Source organism: Bradyrhizobium sp. SHOUNA76, assembly GCF_023006445.1.
Lineage (GTDB): Bacteria > Pseudomonadota > Alphaproteobacteria > Rhizobiales > Xanthobacteraceae > Bradyrhizobium.
Genome location: NZ_JALBHA010000012.1, coordinates 1 through 19120, shown reverse-complemented (window position 1 = coordinate 19120; position 19120 = coordinate 1). Strand labels below are relative to the sequence as shown.

At 58.7% G+C, this 19120-nt stretch carries 15 protein-coding genes and 1 pseudogene; 6 read left to right on the top strand and 10 right to left on the bottom strand.

All coding sequences use genetic code 11. The features are described from left to right. Positions 1–616: 616 nt before the first annotated feature. Positions 617–925, top strand: a complete 309-nt coding sequence (locus MOV74_RS03365) for a hypothetical protein (RefSeq protein ID WP_246917911.1) — start codon at positions 617–619, stop codon at positions 923–925. Between the two features lie 236 nt (positions 926–1161). Then, positions 1162–1422: a hypothetical protein gene (locus tag MOV74_RS03360; RefSeq protein WP_246917909.1), complete on the top strand. Its 261-nt coding sequence runs from the start codon at positions 1162–1164 to the stop codon at positions 1420–1422. A gap of 254 nt (positions 1423–1676) precedes the next feature. On the opposite strand, the gene MOV74_RS03355 is transcribed toward MOV74_RS03360, so the two are convergent. The 7 genes and pseudogenes from MOV74_RS03355 to MOV74_RS03325 form a co-directional block, all read right to left on the bottom strand. After that, complete coding sequence (locus MOV74_RS03355) at positions 1677–2072, bottom strand: hypothetical protein (protein ID WP_246917907.1); 396 nt, start codon at positions 2070–2072, stop codon at positions 1677–1679. Positions 2073–2247: 175 nt separating this feature from the next. After that, a complete protein-coding gene (locus tag MOV74_RS03350; protein WP_246917905.1) occupies positions 2248–4701 on the bottom strand; it encodes an adenylate/guanylate cyclase domain-containing protein in 2454 nt (817 codons plus the stop codon). A 698-nt stretch (positions 4702–5399) separates the two neighbouring features. Next, on the bottom strand, positions 5400–7049 hold the full coding sequence (locus tag MOV74_RS03345; protein WP_246917903.1) for an efflux transporter outer membrane subunit: 1650 nt from the start codon (positions 7047–7049) through the stop codon (positions 5400–5402). 62 nt (positions 7050–7111) lie between these two features. Beyond that, entirely contained in the window at positions 7112–8293 is a 1182-nt protein-coding gene (locus MOV74_RS03340) for a biotin/lipoyl-binding protein (protein ID WP_246917901.1), read from the bottom strand. Next, positions 8290–8634, bottom strand: coding sequence for a DUF3302 domain-containing protein (locus MOV74_RS03335; protein WP_246917898.1), 345 nt, complete (start codon positions 8632–8634; stop codon positions 8290–8292). Before MOV74_RS03335 ends, MOV74_RS03340 begins: the two co-directional genes overlap by 4 nt. 191 nt (positions 8635–8825) lie before the next feature. Then, entirely contained in the window at positions 8826–10256 is a 1431-nt protein-coding gene (locus MOV74_RS03330) for a DUF1254 domain-containing protein (protein ID WP_246917896.1), read from the bottom strand. Positions 10257–10550: 294 nt separating this feature from the next. Continuing rightward, positions 10551–11902 (bottom strand): annotated as a pseudogene (locus tag MOV74_RS03325) (transposase). Positions 11903–12133: 231 nt separating this feature from the next. On the opposite strand from MOV74_RS03325, the gene MOV74_RS03320 reads away from it, so the two are divergent. Together MOV74_RS03320 and MOV74_RS03315 are read left to right on the top strand one after the other, a co-directional pair. Then, on the top strand, positions 12134–13300 hold the full coding sequence (locus MOV74_RS03320; protein WP_246917894.1) for a serine hydrolase domain-containing protein: 1167 nt from the start codon (positions 12134–12136) through the stop codon (positions 13298–13300). Positions 13301–14261: 961 nt separating this feature from the next. Then, a complete protein-coding gene (locus MOV74_RS03315) occupies positions 14262–14612 on the top strand; it encodes a RidA family protein (protein ID WP_246917885.1) in 351 nt (116 codons plus the stop codon). Between the two features lie 247 nt (positions 14613–14859). Here MOV74_RS03315 and MOV74_RS03310 read toward each other — a convergent pair whose 3' ends face one another. From MOV74_RS03310 to MOV74_RS03300, 3 genes are all read right to left on the bottom strand, one after another. Beyond that, positions 14860–15381, bottom strand: a complete 522-nt coding sequence (locus MOV74_RS03310) for a Spy/CpxP family protein refolding chaperone (RefSeq protein ID WP_246917882.1) — start codon at positions 15379–15381, stop codon at positions 14860–14862. A 159-nt stretch (positions 15382–15540) separates the two neighbouring features. Next, positions 15541–16209 (bottom strand): helix-turn-helix domain-containing protein, encoded by a 669-nt coding sequence (locus MOV74_RS03305; RefSeq protein ID WP_246917879.1) that lies wholly within the window; start codon positions 16207–16209, stop codon positions 15541–15543. A 605-nt stretch (positions 16210–16814) separates the two neighbouring features. Then, positions 16815–17363, bottom strand: a complete 549-nt coding sequence (locus MOV74_RS03300; RefSeq protein ID WP_246917876.1) for a hypothetical protein — start codon at positions 17361–17363, stop codon at positions 16815–16817. 799 nt (positions 17364–18162) lie between these two features. Here MOV74_RS03300 and MOV74_RS03295 point away from each other — a divergent pair. Together MOV74_RS03295 and MOV74_RS03290 are read left to right on the top strand one after the other, a co-directional pair. After that, positions 18163–18354 carry a hypothetical protein gene (locus MOV74_RS03295; protein ID WP_246917874.1) on the top strand — a complete coding sequence of 64 codons (192 nt, stop codon included), beginning with the start codon at positions 18163–18165 and terminating at the stop codon, positions 18352–18354. A gap of 323 nt (positions 18355–18677) precedes the next feature. Next, a partial coding sequence (locus MOV74_RS03290) for a hypothetical protein (protein WP_246917871.1) occupies positions 18678–19120 on the top strand: 443 nt, incomplete at its 3' end.

Sequence of the window (19120 nt, the reverse complement as noted above, 5' to 3'; positions counted from 1 at the left end):
CGCGCGGAACACTACCCGCAGTTGCGGTGGTTGGCTAGCCAAAATGGCAGAGTTGGATCGGGACGCTGTGTTCGAGATGGGTGTTGGCTGTGTGAAAACGCGGAGTCGCCCGATGACGAGAGACCAAATCACTCGTCTGAGACTGTGAACTCGAAGTGGCTATCAGGCTGGAGATGAAGATAGCAGCGACTGGCCTACGGACCTGGCCCTCCGTGGTGCCGCACGAAATTTCCTGGAAAGTCGACATCATGACAGACGGGCTGAGCAGGAAGTCGTTGGATCAGCCCCTTCGAACCCCTCGCACCAGCCGGAATGTTGCGGACGAGGCACATGGACGTGGAGGCACATAATAGCCATGGCTGCCGCTTGCGTTCCGTGCTAGGGTAATGCTCGTGGAGGTAGCGGAAGCTTTTCCGGCGGCAGGTGTCGCCCGGGAGGAACGCTAATAGCGACGTAGGTCCGTGTGCATCTGCCGGGCATGACGCTGCGCTGCCAATCATTTCTCTCGGCAGGACGGTTTTCGGTTAGACGCAAATCACAGTGCCCTCTAGAAAAGCCGCCGGAGCAGCTTCGGGGCACCATTACTGCCTTGGCACTGGCGAGTAGGAGATTGCAGATGCCTCTCTCGATTTCGCTGATAGTTCTGAGCTCGCAATTGGTCGTTGCGGCGGCCGATACGGTCCCGAAATTCGACATTGGTCGTAGCTGCAAGGCCGTCGCCAGTGCCGCGGCTGGCATGTCCGAGGACCAGCCGGTCAAGCGGTGCGTAAGCGACGAGCAGGACGCGCTGCAACAGCTCGAAAGCCAGTGGTCAACATTTACCAGCTCGAGCCGAGCAAGCTGCGCCGGGATGGAAAACGTCGACGACACGCGAAGCTACGTCAGCCTGCTGACGTGCCTGCAGTTCGCCAAGCAAGCCAAGTAGCTGAACCGCCCCTGGTCAATGGACCTCGATGGATCAAAGGCTCAGCGGCGAAAGCGCCGGGCGAAGCGCGTAACAGACGTATTTTCTTTCCGAGGTTCGGATCCGTCTCTCCACGGAATTGTTGCCCGCCGCGGGCCTGCTGGGTTCGCGGCGCGTTCGTATTGCCGGCAGATCGCTCGTGGGGCTGGTCTGCATGAAGCCGAGTTCGTCGCAAAGTTGCCAGCAAGGAGGTTGTTATGAAATCGAAACGAGCATTCTTGATCGCCGCCACCCTCGTCTGCGGAGTCTCCGGTTCGATCGCTTGGTCGACAAACGAGGGTGTCGCATTCTCGGTAAGCAGCGCGGAAGCCCGGGTCGGTCGACCCTTGACGCCGATGAGCTACGCCGGGGTCGCCCGTCGAACTACACGTCGGGCGGTTGTCGGAGGAGCCGTCGTGGGCGGAGCGGCGGTGGGGTGCCACCGCGTGATGGTCAACGGCGTCTGGGTCTGTCGCTGAACGGACCGTCAGCCGTCTCTTGGTGGCGGCTCAATTGCAACCGCTTCCGGGCACTGCGATCACCGCCTCAAGATCTGCTGCTAGATCGGAAGATGGAGACGGTGGAACGGCGCTGCTAGTCGAAATCGCGATCGAGTCCGCCGATCGGAGGAAGCGCGCACACCTTAGGGTCGGACGGCCGAAACGGTAATTCTGGCTGCGTTCTATCATGAAGTTAGATCAGCGCTCCAGCCGGGAGGCCTGGACCGCGGCGTCTATCTTTGCCCGCCTGATCGGACTGATCCTCTCCAGCATTTCCCCAGGGGAGAAGGGATGTTCAGGTTGGCAGCGGCGAGGCGTATGGCTTGAGTGGCGTATTCCGGGGTTAGGTCAAACCAGTCGCCAGTCAGCCCACGCTTCGACCTATCCAACATCGCTGTTGCATCGGCGTGGATGCGCGTGGCGAGCAGGTCGCCCGCCGTCCACACGATGTGATGGATCTGCAATTCCTTCCAGCTGCCGAGGTCGCGCACCCGATCCTTCAGCTGCCTGACCCAACCGATGCGGAGCGGCTGACCACCGGTCGGACCGAGGGCGTAGACACACGCCAGCTCCAGATCAGCAAAGATTTTCAGCTCCGGCTTCGATGAAAGCCAGGGCAGTCCGCCCACGAAATTAGATCTCCCCCAAAATGCGAAGAACTTAACCCGAGCAAAATCTAGTCCGCCATGCCGCACTGAGCCGACCTCAATGAGGTGCGCCGCCACTTCGGCGGTGGGCCATGAACGGACATCGCACCACGGCTTCGGGCCGAGCTTGCGAGATTTGGACGCTACCGCTCGCTTACTAGTCAGCCCCTTGATCGGGCATCTCTGGATGCAGGCTCTGCGACACGCTGCGGAGGATTGTCTTGGCAACGGGATCGTTTGGAAAGAGCTTCAATATTTCACGATAGTGCCACGCAGCCCCGGCAACGTCGCCCCGCTCAAAACAGCCCGACGCAACCCACGTCATCTCGTTCAGCCGCAAATCATCGGCCCGAGCCTTCAGTTCCGCATCATCAGTCTTTGTTATTCCGAGCAACTCGTAGATCATGAACTCCTGCTTGCGACCTTTGACCTGAACCCGCCGCAAGGGCCTTGCTACAATTTCGGATGCCACGGCCTCGAAAACGCTGTCGCTGATGCAAATGGTGGTGCCGAAGTTCTTGTTCATGCCTTCGAGCCGCGATGCAACGTTTACTCCGTCGCCCATGACCGTATAGCTGAAGCGTTCGGTGGAACCGACGTTGCCGACCAACACGTCCGCTGTATTGAGCCCGATGCGGATGCGCAGCGGCGGTTTTCCTTCTGGGTGCCACCTCTCGTTGACCCGCTGCATTCGCCGCGTGGCTCGAAGAGCGCCGGAGCACGCGCGCAGCACATGGTCGGGAAGTGCAACTGGCGCGCCCCAGAACGCCATGATGCCGTCGCCGATGAACTTGTCGACGGTGCCCTTCTCCTCCGAAATCGCCCGCGTGACCTGCTCGAAATACACCGACATCTGCTCCAGCAACGCATCCGGCGTCGACTGCTCGGCGTGCGTCGAAAAATTCTCTAGGTCGGAAAACAGGATGGTCAGATTGCGCTTTTCCACGCCAAGGGCGAGCGGGATGCCAGACTTGATCAGTCCCCTGACCACGTCCACAGGCGCAAAGGAAGAAAACGACTGGAGCGAGTTGCGCAGCAGCGACGCCGCAGATTGAAGCTGGGCGATTTCTCGGACCTTGGAAGGGCGGTTCACGAGCCGCTCGAAGGACAAGCTTTCGACCGATTTGAGTTCCTGCGAGATGATCTCAATTGGCTGCGACAGGCGGCGGGACAGGAGGTAAATCAGGAAAAGCTCCGCGATTGAGAGGACAATGATGATGAGAATGATCTGCTGGTTCGTCGCCCTGAGCTGCCCAATGAAGTCGTCCGTCGGCGTGATGACGACGGCTACCCACGGGCGTGCGAAGTTCTCCGGGAAACGAGCAAACGAGGCGCTCAGCTCTTGGCCGTCACGAGGTGAACGGAACAGGAAATCGTTCTCGTCCGTTTCCTTCTGCAATCGGTAGGCTTCGCGCACGTCGTCGTCAGCGAAATTCTCCAGCCGCGCCACCTCTAACTTTCCATCCGACAACCGAACGCTCTTTTGCTTGTCGGACGCCGCGATGATCTTGCCGCCTGTCGGATCAGCAATGATCGTCATGCTGTGCGGACTGGCGCGATGCGAGGCGAGAAATCGCGTCAAGACATTCAGCGTGATGCTCGTCCCCGCGCAGCCGATGAAATCCCCGTTATAATAGACAGGAAATCTCATGTTGATGACCGGGTAGCCAGTATCGGAGTTGATTTCGGGGTCCGCGATAGCCAAGGCCCCCGATGCCTTTGCCGCCGGATATCCAGAGATAGCGCGGTAATCAACCGTGGTCGGAACCGCATATTCGCCGACGACATGGCCCCAAGTGTCGAAGAATGTTCTGTGTCGGCTGCGGCTCGTTCCGACCGAGAAGTCGTCGATGAAGTTCATGTGCCAGTTGGCCGTTCGCGGGATTTTTGGATCAGACCGCCGACGGTCATCGTCGATCCGCGTCACCGCCCGATGATATCCGTCCTCAAAGCTCACGAAGGCAGCGTCGATTTCTTCGGCGGACGTTAACGTGCGGAAAAGAACCTCGCGACTTCTATCGGTGCGGAAGAGCATAGGGTCGGCCGCAACGACCTCTGCGAGCAGACGAAGTGTGCCCGCGACGCCCTGGATCATTCCTTCAACACTTTCGATGCTGGCCTGTCGGGTCTTTGCAACGTCATCTTTGAGCGTTGCCATCATCACTTCCGAATTTCGATAGTAGTTGTAGGCCAGGATGAAAATGAGAATTGGAATGCTGAGGCAAACAAACAAAACCGACATGACAACGCTGAGCTTTGGGATACCAATCGCAGCTTTGAGGCGAGGACCAAGCACCCTGATCCACAGCCAAACCAGCGCTGCTGCGATTGCCAGCAAGCCCAGCCCTAGCAGGGTGTATTTCAGCCAACCTGGAACCCCACTTTCATCTGTCCTGAAGACCATCCATTCGGGCTTTTCCAGCGCCCATGCCGGTGGGGCGGCCAGTAGTGCTAAACAGGCCACGACCACGAAGTGCCATAGGGCATTAGGAGGGACAAACGCGATGCGTTTAGCAACCGGCGACCGAGCGTCGGTCTGAGGATATGCCCGCCGACCAAAGCTCAAGACTGCGGTGGCCGCCGTCCCCGCGATGAATTCCCGTCGTCGCATGTATCATCCCCCCATCCAGGGGCCACGCCAAAGGGATGACGAGACTAGCACTTTGCGGCGGGACAATTGGAGCGTCCTGCTCTTAATAGGCATTTTGCCGGGCCGTGGCTCGGCCGGGACAAGCGTGTGTCAACTACGGAAGTCTGGGTTGGGTCAAAAACGCCGTTCGGACAGGCGGCCTTTCACTCTCGATCTACCCCGATGATCGGACATGTTCGGTGTTGGCCACCGCCGCAAAAGTGCCCGGCGGAAGTGAAAGCCTTTTGCTTGTGGTTCAGGCGACCTTCGTCACCGGCGGAATTCTCCACGAGCCATCAAGCCCTTCGCCGATGCCGAGTGACTCGCCGAATTCGGCGCGGCTCAGGGTGCTTACGGATGCTCCGGCCAGTAAGCTGAGACCGCCAAGAGTTGCGGCGCGGCGGGGTAATGCTCATAGCAACTCTCCCGTTCGATGGCTGGGTCGGTCGGATGGCTTCGGCTCCTCAGAGGTTTCACGATATCAGGGTTTCAACCGGCGAGCTATTGCTCTTTGGGTCCGGCCTGACGTCCGTTAATGGGTTAAAATGCGAAGAACTCAACATGAGCAGTAGTCCGCAATGCCTCGGTGAACGGACCTAGTGGAGGGCTGCGGCCACTTCTCGGACGGGCCATGTGCGGACATCAACGATCTCCAAGATGCAAAGCTTCACCTGCGACAATCACCACTCCGGAGGCCGAATCGTCGGGCCGATGTTCTCAGGACCTGGCAGGCCCGGAGCCGGCGGTTGTGGCTCGTTCGCAGGCGGAAGCAAGTTGCCCCAGTCCGTTCGCGCACGCATCTGGTCAACCGTTGCCGGGCTCACGAAGTTGCCGCCTTCCCGTATCTGCCAGCCGCCGCCGAGCGCCCGAAACACCGCGGTGAGGCCGAGCGGAACGCTGGCCGTTGCGCCGGCCAGGCTGCTCTGCGCCTGAAAGAGATTCTGTTCCGCGGTCAGTACGGTGGTAAATGACGTCGCGCCCTGCTCATACTGCTCAAGTGCGATTCTGAGGGCGCCATTTGCCGCTTCAACGCTGCGACGTAGATACGCGGCCTGGTTCCATGATTGCAGATATGTCGCAAGACCGTTGTCCACCTCCTGCTGGGCACTCAACACGGTGTTCTGATAGTCGATCACCAACTGCTGAAGTTTGGCATCCTGCAAACGAATGTTGTTGGTGATTTGCCCGTAGTTCAGCAGATTCCATTGAAACGACGGGCCCGCAGCATACGCCACGCCCTTCCAACTGACGACTTGACCGAGGTTATGGCCGTTGGCGGTACTGGCCGAGCCGCCGAACGTGCCCGTGATGCTGATGGCCGGATAGAGTTGTGTCGTGGCAATTCCAATCTCCGCACTCTGCGCCAGCGCGGCGAGTTCAGCGGAGCGGACGTCCGGTCGGCGGCGCAACAAATCTGCAGGGATTCCAACAACGACTGTGCGAGGTGGCGATGGTATTCGGCCAACTGATCGTGAAAGCAACATGCCGAGCGACTGCGGCGGAACGCCGAGCAGGACCCAGAGCGCGTTTTGTCCCTGCTGCAATTGTATCGTCAATTGGGGAATTGCCGCACGTGTCTGCTCGAGGACGTTGGTCGCCTGGAAGACATCAAGCTCCGAAGTCCCGCCGCCCGTGAACTTGGCCTTTGCGATGCTAAGCGCCTGTTCCTGCCTTCGGACATTGGCCCGTGCAATTCCGATCAACTGCTCCGTTGTCCGGATACCGATATAAGTTGCGGTAACATCGGCGAGAAGCGACACCAGAACGCCGTCATAAGCCGCAATCGACGCCAGGTACACGCCATCGGCGGATTCAACTCCGCGGCGGAACTTGCCCCAGAAATCCAGCTCCCACGCTGCCTGCGCAGCAAGAGCATCTGTCCAGAAATATGAGGGCGTCGCATTCGGACCGGCCAGCGGCGTCGCCGCGCTGGTTCGATTGTAAATGATCGAGCCCACGCCTTGCTGCACCTGCGGATAGCTTATGCCGATAGCTATTCCCAGCGCCGCGCGTGCTTGCAGCACCCGCGTCCCTGCGCTCTCCAGCGTCAGGTTTTGATTGTACGCAATCTGGATCAGCTTGTTGAGGGTCGGATCGCGAAAGCCTTCCCACCAGTGTACGTACTCACGGGGGCCGGATTTAACCGAGCGATTGTCCGTGCCACGAAACTTGTCGGCAAGCGGAGCGACAGGCGCTGTAAAATTCGGCCCGATCGTACATGCCACGGTTGGCAGGAGAAGCGCAGCCACTAGCAACCAGTGAAATGACCGGCCAAGAACAGCGCCGACATTATACCGCCGCCCAAACGGTGCCTGATGCTGCGTCGCCAAGGTTTCGCTCCCCACGCACGTTCACCTAACTCGTTTGTATCCCTTCATTGCCGCGCTGCACGTCACGATGGCGGCTTTTCCACAGTGGGCATGACGTACAACAGCCACTTCTTCATCCGGATCGCGACCTTCGAAATGACGTGCGTGGCCTTGCCCTTCTGTGTGTAGATCACCGCCGATCCACCTGACCCGATCGACAGTTTGCGGGCTACGGCATCGTCGCTGAAATTGATCCGCACCGCGTAAAGACCGTCAGATCCGATCCGGGCCGCGTTCGGGATTGTGCCGCTGGTCGTGAACTGACCGCCCCCAGTGGCCGGAATCACGTAGTCCACTTTTCCCAGGAAAAGACGGCCCGGGTATGGATTGAGCACCATCTCCACCTCGTCGCCCGGTTCGACATTCGAGAGCCAGTTCTGCGGAAACACCGCAGCAGCCGCGGTATCTGACACGTTGACGAATGTTCCAGCAGGAGCAAGCGGAAGCGGCACCAGCATGGTTCCGACCTGCACCTGCCAGTTCGTGACGTAGCCATCGCCAGGTGCCATCATCTTGCACTGCGAGAGGTTAAAGCGTGCGTCATCCAGTTGAGCTTCGACAGCCGGAACATTGCTCTGGGCCGTCACCAAGGCGGCGGCAGCCTGTTGAGCAGAAGCCTGCGCTTGCGCGAGGCCCGCTTCGGCCTGTTGAACGGCAGCGTCCGCCTCCTGACGTTCTTGCGTCGCCTTGGCCACGTTAAGCTGACTAATGGCAGCCTTGTCCGCGCGCTGAATGTTGAGGGCAATCTGTTCCTGGGTCTTGGCCAGTTCGTCCGCAGCCTTCGCCTTCGCGAGAGTGGCCTGCGCATTCGGTATCGCAGCGTTTGCTGTCGTGAGCGCAGCCTCGGCTTGTTTTACGTTTGCCTTCGCTGCCGTTAATTGCGCCTCGACCTGGTTGACCGTGTACTGGTAGGGAGCCGGATCGACCTCCAGCAGCAGATCACCTTTTTTCAACGGTTGATTTGCCTGCGCGTAGATCGTCTTGACCTGCCCTTTGACGTAAGGGACGAGTTGCACCACGTATTGGCTGGTCACCATCTTGTCCGTAATCGGCGCCGACTGCGTCCAGACCACCACAACGCCGCCGATCATGAATACGCCAGCGACGATCATGCCTGCGATTATATAAGCCGTGGGCTTGATGCGCAGCACCTTGAACAGCACGAGAACGACGGCAACGTAGACAATGATCAGAAATGCGATCACGGGCGCGTCTCCTTGTCCGGAGCTTTGCGCAGTATCGCTAAAGGCGTTGCAGCGACGTCGGATTCAGCCGCGCTACCCGGCTGCTTCCCGTCCCCGACCGGGGATTTGGTGCCAAAGGGCGTTGTAAACGCCCAAATGAACGCCACCGGCCACAGCAACCCACCGGTCGCGATCCCGATCCAGCTCATGGCATTGATCGCGCCGGCTTGCGGGTGGTTCCATTTGTGCGCGAGCTGACCTGGAAGTTTGCCCAGAGTGACGATGATGATGACGCCAACAAGGATCAGAACAGCGAATACGACAAAAGCGAACGCATCCAACGCGCCGAATGAAGAATCCACTGCCAGCACTCCATGTAGAAGCCGCGTGGTTATATTTCGCGCGGGTGCGCGCTGCTCAGTCTATTCTGTCCAAGATAGGGTGAACTTTCTTGCTCAGCAAACTAATTCACCTCCGAGAACGGACATTCAGCGACCATTGCGGCATGTCCGTTTCGTGCCAGGAACGGAAGTGAAAGCCTTTTGCATCTGGCTCAGGCGATTTTCGTCACCGGTGGGATTTTCCACGAGCCATCAATGATCGACGGGTCTTTCTCGTTCGGCCAATACATGCGTAACATCAAGATGAAATCTCCGGCGGGCGCGGGAAGCCAATTCGATTCCTTGTCTTTTCCCGGCGAGTCCTTCTGAATGTAGAGATCGGTCGATCCATCCGGATTGGACATCAGGCTCTGCCGTGCACTGATCGAATAGCGGTTGATCGGATTGTTCACGAAGAAATAGTCTTTGTCGTACATCGTCAGCGACCAGAAGCCGTTCACCGGCGGCAACTGATCCTTGGAGAATTTCAACACGTATTTGTCTGCACCGTTGTATGCCCGGCCCTCGGCATCCTTCTGCGATGTCGGATAGATAGCGTCCTGAGGTCGGTTGGCGCCTAGCCCAATGGCAGTGACGAATGCACGCATCAGATAATCGGTGCCGTATAGGCCGGTTTTGGTTGTGAAGCCAAAGCCGTTCTCGTTCTTTAGTTCCTTGTTCACCTTGAACTGGAGCATGATCCGGTCGAAGGCGACTTCCGGCATGCGCTTGACAAAATCCGCCTTCAGCTTGCTGGCCTCGAACTCCTTGCCGGGTACGATGCCGATCTTGGCGAACTTGGCGAGTTCCGGCGCATCTGCCGCCGCCGGTGGATTATGCTTCATGAGCTCGCAGAGCAGCGTGAAATAGGCCACCGCGTCCATCTTGTTCACTTGTTCGCGCACTGCCGTCTTCATGTCGACCGACGGGTCGACCTTGCCCGGTGATGGCGTATAGGACTTGCCATACGAACTCAGCGGCACCAACTTGCACTCGTCCTGCAGTTTGTGCACCAATGCATAATCGTCAGGTGTTCCAGTGCAGTAGATGCGACCGAGGAGCCAAACGAGACTGGTCGGCGATTTCAATTCTTTGACACCGGAGGGCAGCATACCAGTCCATCCCGGTCCCGTGACGGCGTAAGTCTGCGCACCCGTTCCCGTGGTACGCTTGCCAGGTACCTCGAAGACGTCGGTCCATCCGTCAAGCAGGGGCATGAGGTAGTAACGATCCTTCATGTCGGGGATGCTCAGCACCCAGGGTTCCCGACCGACGTCGAAAAACGAAGTCGTATAGAGCGTGTCTGCGTTCGGGGCCGTGACATCCCTGAATGAGGCGTCCGGATACTGGCGCAGCTTGATGATCTGGCCCATCGGCCCCCGGGTGCCTTCAACGGCTACGACATTGGTCATGACCCGACGGGTCATTTCCATCGTTACCAGCGGGTAGCCGTAAACATAGGCGTCCGTAGCCAGCCAGAAATCTTCGAGCCCTTCGCCGATGCCGAGTGACTCGCCGAATTCGGCGCGGCTCTGGGTGCTTACGGATGCTCCGGCTAGTAAGCTGAGACCGCCAAGAGTTGCGGCGCGGCGGGTGATGCTCATAGCAATTCTCCCGTTCGATGGCTGGGTCGGTCGGATGGCTTCGGCTCCTCAGAGGTTTCACGATATCAGGGTTTCAACCGGCGAGCTATTGCTCTTTGGGTCCGGCCTGACGTCCGAAATGGGTCAAGATGCGAAGAACTCGACCTGAGCAAACCTGGTCCGCCATGCCTCACTGAGCGGACCTCAACGAGGTGCGCCGCTACTTCGCTGATGGGCCGATTCCGTTGAAAAAGTCGGCAGTGATCCGATGTATTTGCGCCAGCGCCGATGCGGCCGAACGGCTGTATTGGCCTTTTATGCGGGCTTGAGGGTTTGCATCGGGATCAGCTTGGCCATCTTGCGAAGGTTCTGGGCAGTGGCTGCTAGAGTGAACTCGTCGCGCGCGCCGTTTGGGCCTCGCAAACGTAAACGGTCGAGTTTGAGAATGCGTTTGAGATGCGCGAACAGCATCTCGATCTTCTTGCGGAGCCGCCGCGAAGTTCGGCCCTCCCACGATCTTGCGATCTGGCGTGCCATGTCGCGAGCGCCCTCGTAGATCGAGCGCGGTACCCGCCGTGAGGCCTGCTTGGGCAGCATCGGGACTTCAATGCGCAGCGATCACAATCGCGCTTGCTGGCGAGGTAAAGCATGGTGGCACCATCATTCACCAGCGTTCCGGTCGTAGTAAGAACTTTGCCATCGGGGCAACGATAGACGTCCCCGGCATGGTCATAGGTGAAGTCGTCGCGCGAGAAGATCCCGTCTGTGCGGGCCGACTTGTCGAAGACTGTAACGTGCGGCTCGATGCCGTGCTCATAGACCAGCCAGGCGAGCATCTCGGCCGAGCCGTAGCCGCTGTCACCGAGGAGCCGGCTCGGATAGAGATCAAACCGCTCCAGCGAGCGCTCAATCATGCGCTTGGCGGCCAATACCTCCGCCTGCCGGATTGCCGTCGTCGCCTCAACATCGACAATGATCGCGTTCTCGATGTCGATCAGGTAGTTTGTCGAGTACGCTAAGAAGGCTTGGCCGCCGTGCGCCCCGGTCCAGCGCGCCGCCGGGTCGGAGGGCGACACGAACTTTGGTGTGACCTCGGTCGCTGCTCCGAAGGCGGCATCGTCAAGGACGGCGAGATACTCATCGATCGCCCGGCCGGAGGATTCCTGAGGAAGTCCCTTGTCGCCTTCGATCCCTTTCTGCCGATTGGCATCCGCCTTGATCAGGCTCGCATCGACTGCAAATCCGTCCCCACCGACCAGTCGCTCCCGGATGCAGCGGCGCAAGACGCTTTCGAACACACGACGGAATAAATCACTCTCCCGGAAGCGGCCATGCCTGTTCTTGGAGAACGTCGAGTGATCCGGCACTGCGCCATCCAGACCGAGCCGGCAGAACCACCGGTAGGCCAAGTTAAGGTGGACCTCATCGCACAGGCGCCGCTCCGATCGAATGCCGAAGCAGTAGCCAATCAGCAGCATCCGGATCATCAGCTCGGGATCGATCGAAGGTCGACCGATACTACTGTAGAAAGGTGCCAGCTCCTGCCTGACCTGTTCAAGGTCGACAAATCTATCGATCGACCGGAGCAAGTGGTCGGCCGGGATATGCCGTTCGAGCGAGAACTCATAGAACAACGCAGCCTGTTCGACTTGCCGATGCCCCATCATGACCTTCAGTCCTGCCAACTAGACAGACTGAATCACTGATATCTCTGCGTCGCAACAGCCGCGTTTTTCAACGGAATCGGCCAAACCCAGACATAGCGCCTACACGGGACTTAGGACGCTCTTCACCGCGCATTTATAATCAACCTCTACGGTTTTATTATAATAAAGACAACCGAATCGAAAGGCGCTAAAGTTTGCTTGCGATCCAGCGTGTAATGGGGAGAGGCGCTCATGGCTTTATCGGACCCAAGCTCGGCGATCCAAAGCATCATAGACGCTGCTGTCAGCGATTACATGGCGATGGCAGTATACGTCTTTACGGATTTTGACGGCTCCGGCGTCCCCTCTGCAAAGTTCTTCTCTCCCTCTAAGATTGAGGTTTGGGACTCAAGCCATAGTTTCGTGAGCGCTGCGAACCTGCCAAATACTCTGTTCGAAATCGGATCCATTTCAAAAGTTTTCACATCCAGAATTTTTTACGGTCTTCAAGGCACATATGATGGAAATACGGTTGGGTCCTGCATGCCCTCGATTTCCCTGCCTGCAGCAATCAGCGGGATTCCGGTTGCCGACATCGTCACTTATGCTTCGGGGTTTCCGCAGGACAATGGCCTGCCTCCCGATCCGCGTGGACAATTCTGCCCGGCCAGTAACTTGCAGACCTTCGCCAAGCTCGTCGATTGGTTCAACAGCGGACAGAACTCGGCTTGGATCTGCCCCGCGGGCCAGTGCTACACGTATTCAAACCTTGCCTGGTCCCTCCTGGCTATCGTCGGCCTCAACCCGCAGAACCCCTACGTCGACGTCTATAATGCGTACAACGGGCAACTCGCGGAGCTGTGCGCGGATCTGGGCATGGGCAACACCGCGTTGTTCAATACGAGCCAAGTGCCCAGCATGGCGTGTGGATATGACGGGACGACGGCTTTCACCGTAAACCAGAGCTACCTGCCGTGCCCACCGATGGTGTTCGGGAGCGGATCGATCGTCAGTAGCGCCTCGGACATGCTTCAATGGCTGCTCTACAACATGGGCCAACTGCAGCCTTCGCCAACGGAATTCGCCATCCTGCAGACGCAGCAGCAGACCGGCTCGGCCCGTGGCCAATGCGGTACGACGGGCACCTGCAGCGTGCAGGCGCAGGGCCCCACGGTCGGAATTGGATGGTTCTTTCCGAATATCGCCGGCGCCGCGGGACGTGTCCTGTCGAAAGATGGGGGCGTACCAGGCTTCAGCTCGTGGATGGGGTTTGAGAGCTGGGTTCAGAACGGCGCAAACGCTCCGTCGTGCAATGGCGTAGTGGTTCTGTCCGCTGGCGCCCTCGCTTCGCCGGTGGGACAGAAAATTATGTCCACTCTTCTGAACGCCGAGGTCGAGGCTGGTTTGTCGTCGAGTTGACCTAAGTCCGGGCCCGTCCTTTCGACGACAGTGTGACGGACAATCCTGCGAAGGGCCTGAACGTCTATGATTTCGATGATCCGGCCTCGCTCTCAGGCAGAGCTGAATCGCCTGCCGCAACCATGACGCGCCGTGCTTCCCGTCGCATGAGGCCATTACGCGCCAACCAACCCGTCGGTCCTCCGGCGCGCCACCTCGGTACCGAACTGGGTCGCTAAAAGCACTCCTGTTTGGGCCTGAAGAGGCGAATAAAGGTGCGAAGAGGACGCACGACAGTTTGTTCCTCGATTTCGCGCAAAGTCCCTGCAAATCGACTTGTAAGATGCACTAGGTCAGCCCTTCGACGTCGGCTGTGGGTCAACAGCGCCGGTTCCGGCCGTGGGCAGTCAGGTCCGGTCTACCCTCAACTTCGGAAATGGCCGGGCGCCGCCCAGACCGTCGCGATGGGCCATTTCCAGAGATCCTGTTCGTCGGCTGGGGTTTGAAATCGGCCCTACGCGAACTCTGTGAAGCCGTGAAGTCGCCGGATCTCGAAGAATTGGACAACGTCGCGCCTCGGGTGCCTGACTGGGTTCGGGGCAATGAAAACGCAGACCTCGAACGCTGGATTTAGTTGCGGCAGCGCCCCCGATCTCGGACAACCACTGCATTCCCATCGGGAGGCCCTAAAACTGGATCGGATCTTCCGTATGGCGCGGAGAAGCCAGTAACAAAGGTGATGCAATCACGTCCGCCCTGAGCTAATTTCGATTCTTGGCGCCACCCAATAGTGCCACACAAAAGCAAATCACCGGGTCGAAAACTCAAATTAAATCAACGAGCAACAGGATCGGGCCCAAAGTTCAATCCTGTCTGGCAGCACCATTCTCCCCCGATTGAAGCGAGCTTATTGAAGCAGGTCTTCTTATTGAGACAAGCCTTGCGCCTGACCAGCGAGCCCGCAACTTGCACGGATGCCATCGTGATCAAACGTTCCCTGCCCTATGAAGGACTGCTCCACGAGATCGTCGAGCATAACGACGTGCTTTATCTCGGCGGTGTCGTCCCTGAAGATACGGGGCTCGACATGACGGGCCAGGCCGACGATGTGCTGCGTCAGTTGAAGACCCTGCTCGAAGGGGCCGGCTCCGATCTCTCCTGCGTCCTGCAGGTGACGATCTTCATGGCCGAACTCGCCGACAAGGCGGCGTTCAACGCGGTGTGGAAGCGCTATTTCACCGCGAACCATCTGCCGGCGCGTGCGGCTGTCGGCGTTGCGGATCTCGGCCCGGGCGTCAAGCTGGAGCTGACGGCGATCGCCGCCCGCAAGTGATACTCGGGCGACATCGCCGAGGCGCGACGCCTCAGTCATTCCTGTATTCACACATGAAGCTGCATTCTCGCGGCAGGAAACGCCCGAGTTTTGCTCTCCTCGTTCGCCCTCTCTTGTGAAGAGGGCGCAGGGAAGATCGGGTGCCGGCTCGCACCCATGATCCGCTGCGCCAGGTTGGCAGGAATTGCCGCCAATAGCCGCGTGTGCTCCGACCATTATGCGGAGGTACGAATCGAACTACTTTGCCTCAGTCCTCGTCCTCTGACAGCGCACGGCGCCGGTCTACGGCATCACTCATATCGTGGAGTACCAGAATCGCGATGGCTGCCATGCGCTGCCTCTGTTCGGGATTAAGCGTTTTGTAGAGTGGCTGCCACGCCTCGGCGAGTTTATCCAAATCGGCTGATCGTTGAGCCAATGCTTCCGAGCGTCGTTGCAAGAAGGTGATGGGGTCACGATTGCGCAGGGCTTCGACACGGTTTTCGTCGGCCCGTCTACCCACTGTTTCTCCGATTTTTGCAAGGCGGGCTTTCCGATCCTCCGCCCGGGCACGAATGGCGCTCTCTACAGCCGGCCAGTATTTTTCCTGGTCAGGTGTCAGCTGCAACGCGGCCTTTACCAGATCAATCCTCATGTCCGTCAGCGTATTCCGGTCGGCAGCATTTAACCGTTCCGGAGTCGCAGAAGAGGTTTGCGAGGTTTGCGCATTGGCAATCGGGGATGCAGTAAGGAAGAGAGCGGTTGTTCCGGCAACTACTATTTTCAACATCGGCAATCTCCTAGGTGAGTTGCCCCGCACCGCATGATGGTGATGCACTGCGAGGTCACCCTTGACCTAAGTCAAGGAACCAGTGGCACACCGGAAGTGGTTGGCGCATCACCAAACCGACGCGATTGACCCTAGCGGACCAGTCGCGCCAAATCCCGTTTAATGATCGAACTCAGCCAGTTTTGCTCGATCTCGCAGCATGATTTGTCGATGGGATCGCCCGATGAAGGTGAGGACATCACGATCCCTAAGCTGTGATAGAGCGCGTGACACGGTCTCCAGCGTCAGCCCAAGATAGTCGGCGACATCGCGACGGTTCATTGGGAGACTCAATACTCCCGCCGCACTCAAACGGACGTCCATTTCGATAAGGAAAGCCGCGACCTTCTCAATTGCTGTTTTACGCCCGAGTAACAGCAAGTGAGTTTCGGCATGCTGAAGGTTGCTCGTGACAAGCCTCAGTACATTGTTGGTTGCGGCCGCGCGGCCCCCCTCTTCGTCGACAACATTCTGCCGGTCGGTCAGGTCAACAGTCGTTTCGACAATAGCTTCGGCGGTAAATCGGTGAACTGGACCGTTCTCAACGCCGAAGATGTCACCTAGCAGATGAAAGGCCATGATCTGCCGCCGACCGTCAGCGAGCAATTTATAGCTTCGAACCGCTCCGCTCTTGACTTGGTAGAGGTAATCGACCGGCTCCGCCTCTCCAAAGATTTCGGTACCGCGCTGATATTTGAATTCGCTGCAAGAGACCGCGTGACCGGCGAGCGCATTCAACCCGCTTGAGCCCGACCTTTGAGGCGCAATTTCTTGCGTCCTTACGAGCATTCGTTCCTCCGCCCGGTCCATGGAAATCAACTAAGGTAGGGAGAAGTCGGTAAGTCCAATCAAGGGAGATCAAACTTGACGCGGTAAGCGCTCGCAATCCATCTGAGCAATGCCTCCGCATTTATGGGGTCTTCTGAACTTCCTAAAGTCCGAACAGTGTGCTGCGCTTTCGGACATCCCTTGCACCCGGGGAAATCAAACACGCGGAACCCATCGCGTGAGAGCACACCTGCCGCCATTGCGAAGCGGCACCACAACTCGACAGGCTGAACTTGGCTGGGCTTAATTTCGGACATGATGCTCCTCCGAAGTCAGGCGGGAGCACAACACTCTCAGTCACCAATGATTGCCGACAATAGGAGCGGTGATCGAAATATTATGCCGCGGGGCAATGCGAGCGTATGTTCAAAATTGCTCACCCGCGAAAACTTAAGAAACGGAAATGTGCCACAGCATGGGACGGCATCACTCATCACAATGTCGCCAATCGGCCCGAAGGCGAAGATTTCGGAAAGCAGCATATGTCCGCTGCAAGGGACAGACCGGAAATCGGCGCCGTAGCTCTCGACTGCCCCTTTGACCCCATAGTGGCCTTGCGGCAATTTTCAGGGGCCGGCTCCCCGAGGGCCGACGGCCCCCCAGGCTTCGACCGTCTTACTTGTCGGGGTGCGGTGAGGCTCCAATTGGCCAACGCTGGAGGAGCAGTCTCTCAGCTTCATCAGTGCGTCGGTAGCCGTCCGCCCCAATTGCGCAATCGCTTCGTCGGTGAGGATCGATCTCGTGCTTCTGAGCCGCTCGACGCTGATATTCAGAACAGTCAGCTTCTCCTTCAGTGGCGCGATCTCTATTTGACGTGCTGGATTTTCTACTGTCTTGCCCCCCCCGACAGCATCGCGAAGCGCGCGGACTTCCGCCGTCAGTTTTTGGAGATTCGCCAACACGTCTTTCGCCGGCAGATCGACTTTCGACAGCACTGCCTCGGTCATCGTTGCGACGACGTTTTCGGCAAGATGGTCGACGCGGGCAATCGCGACGAGCGCAAGAATCGCGGCGACGATCACCAGGATCGCCGTTGCATTTATCAGCGCCAGCAGCAACTGCCCAGGGAGCTTCCACAACCGTGCGGTAATTCCATTGCGATCGGGCTCGGTCACGATTGCCTCCTGCGTCCAGGATCCCGGGCTCTCTCTTCCGCATCTGTCGGCGCGGTGACGGCTCGCGAGCACACCGGCGCGCCTCATGGGACCAATAACCACTGATCTCCAGCAAAACCTCGGCGCCGGCATCGCCCGAGGCCGCTTTTCGCTGGGCACGAATTTCCGTGGCTGTCGCCCTTACAGCCTGCAGAGCGCGAACGGCGCGCAACACCGGCGAGGCAGCAGCCCGGTCCCCATAAGGAGACTGGGTACCGCGCCAGTTTTAGTAGCAAGGTCCATAGGGGTAGTATCCGCAGCGTCGCGCGCCATAAGCTCCGTAGGCTCCATAAGCTCCGACGGCAGCAGCGCCGACACCTACTGCGACTCCACGGCGTACGGCTGCTCCACGATAGACACCTCCTCGATAAACGGCTCCGCGGTGGACGCCACCGCGATAGACGCCCGCGCGACCAACGCCGGCGCGATACGCGAAGGCGTCAGTTGAGATAGTCGCCATGCACCCGATGCCGATTATAGCGGATGCAGCAAGCGAGAAAATAATCCGACGCGACATGATTGATCTCCGTTCTTCACGCTGATCAACTTGTCAGGCTATTCTTCCATCCGGACCCCGTCTGTTGATGTGGATCAATGTAGGCACTCGGGTTTTGGTCGCATCGACAGCACCTAGTCAGGGAGGTTCACATGAGTGCAATCATCAACTCGGAAATGATCTCTCGCCGAAAGGCTCTTTCTCTGATGGGACTGGCGGCTGCGTTCGGCCTCGCAGGGGCCTCTACGTTACTGACAGTATCCGATGCTGAGGCTCAGACCGTCGGCATGGAACGGCGTCAGGAGCGGCGTTCAGGACGGCATGAGCGACGTGAGGAGCGGCGTGCAGGACGGCATGAGCGACGCGAGGAGCGGCGCACAGGGCGTGCAGATCGACGTGAGGAGCGACGCACAGGTACAACTACCGGCGCAGGAACAACTACCGGCACAGGAATGACCACCGGCTCAGGTACCGGGGCGAAACAGTAATTCCACTGGCTCGGCGAAGTCACTAATCGAGCCGCTCGAGAGAGCATCATCGTGCATGGGCCACTCGAATTATCTCTTGCCGTCCGAGGTCAGGTAAATGTCGGATGATCGCCCGTCGCCGAGATGATCGAATGGGTTGCGACGTCTGCCATCGGCCCTTCGCTGCCGTTAAAGCCGTGCCGCGACATGTCCGCTCAGAGGTAAACCGGAAGTTTGCAGCCGCCGGGCGCTGGCCTGTTTCCGGCCTCCGTGGCCTGGCTTGAAAACACGCTGGCCTAATAGAATTTTGGGATGATCGGCGACGAACAAATGCCCACTTGGTACTCAGGAACCTTGCACATCACGCGAGGTGATTTGCGTCCGAGAGACGGCAAACTGAGCCATCTTCCTTCCGGCCCGCGCAGCAAGAGCCGCGATGTCCGAAGTGCAGAACACCCGCGCACTTCGCGACCACCATCCTTGACGAAGAACGATAGGCAGGTGCCGATCTATCGTTGTACAAGCTGCAAAGAGAAAGTCTGGATGCAAGGCCGCCTCAATCAGCGGCCTCTTCATTCATTGATTCGGTACGAGGTCGCTTGTTGGCCCACTGCTTTCGGTTTGACGCAGCGCAGCTACATCGCTCTGCCGTGCGATTCTCCGACGACGGCGTGGCTGCCGGCGAAGCCGCAGAGTGCCTCAGCGGCCAACGCCGCGGTGATGTGGGCCGACGCCCTGTCCCGCAAGCCGGGGCA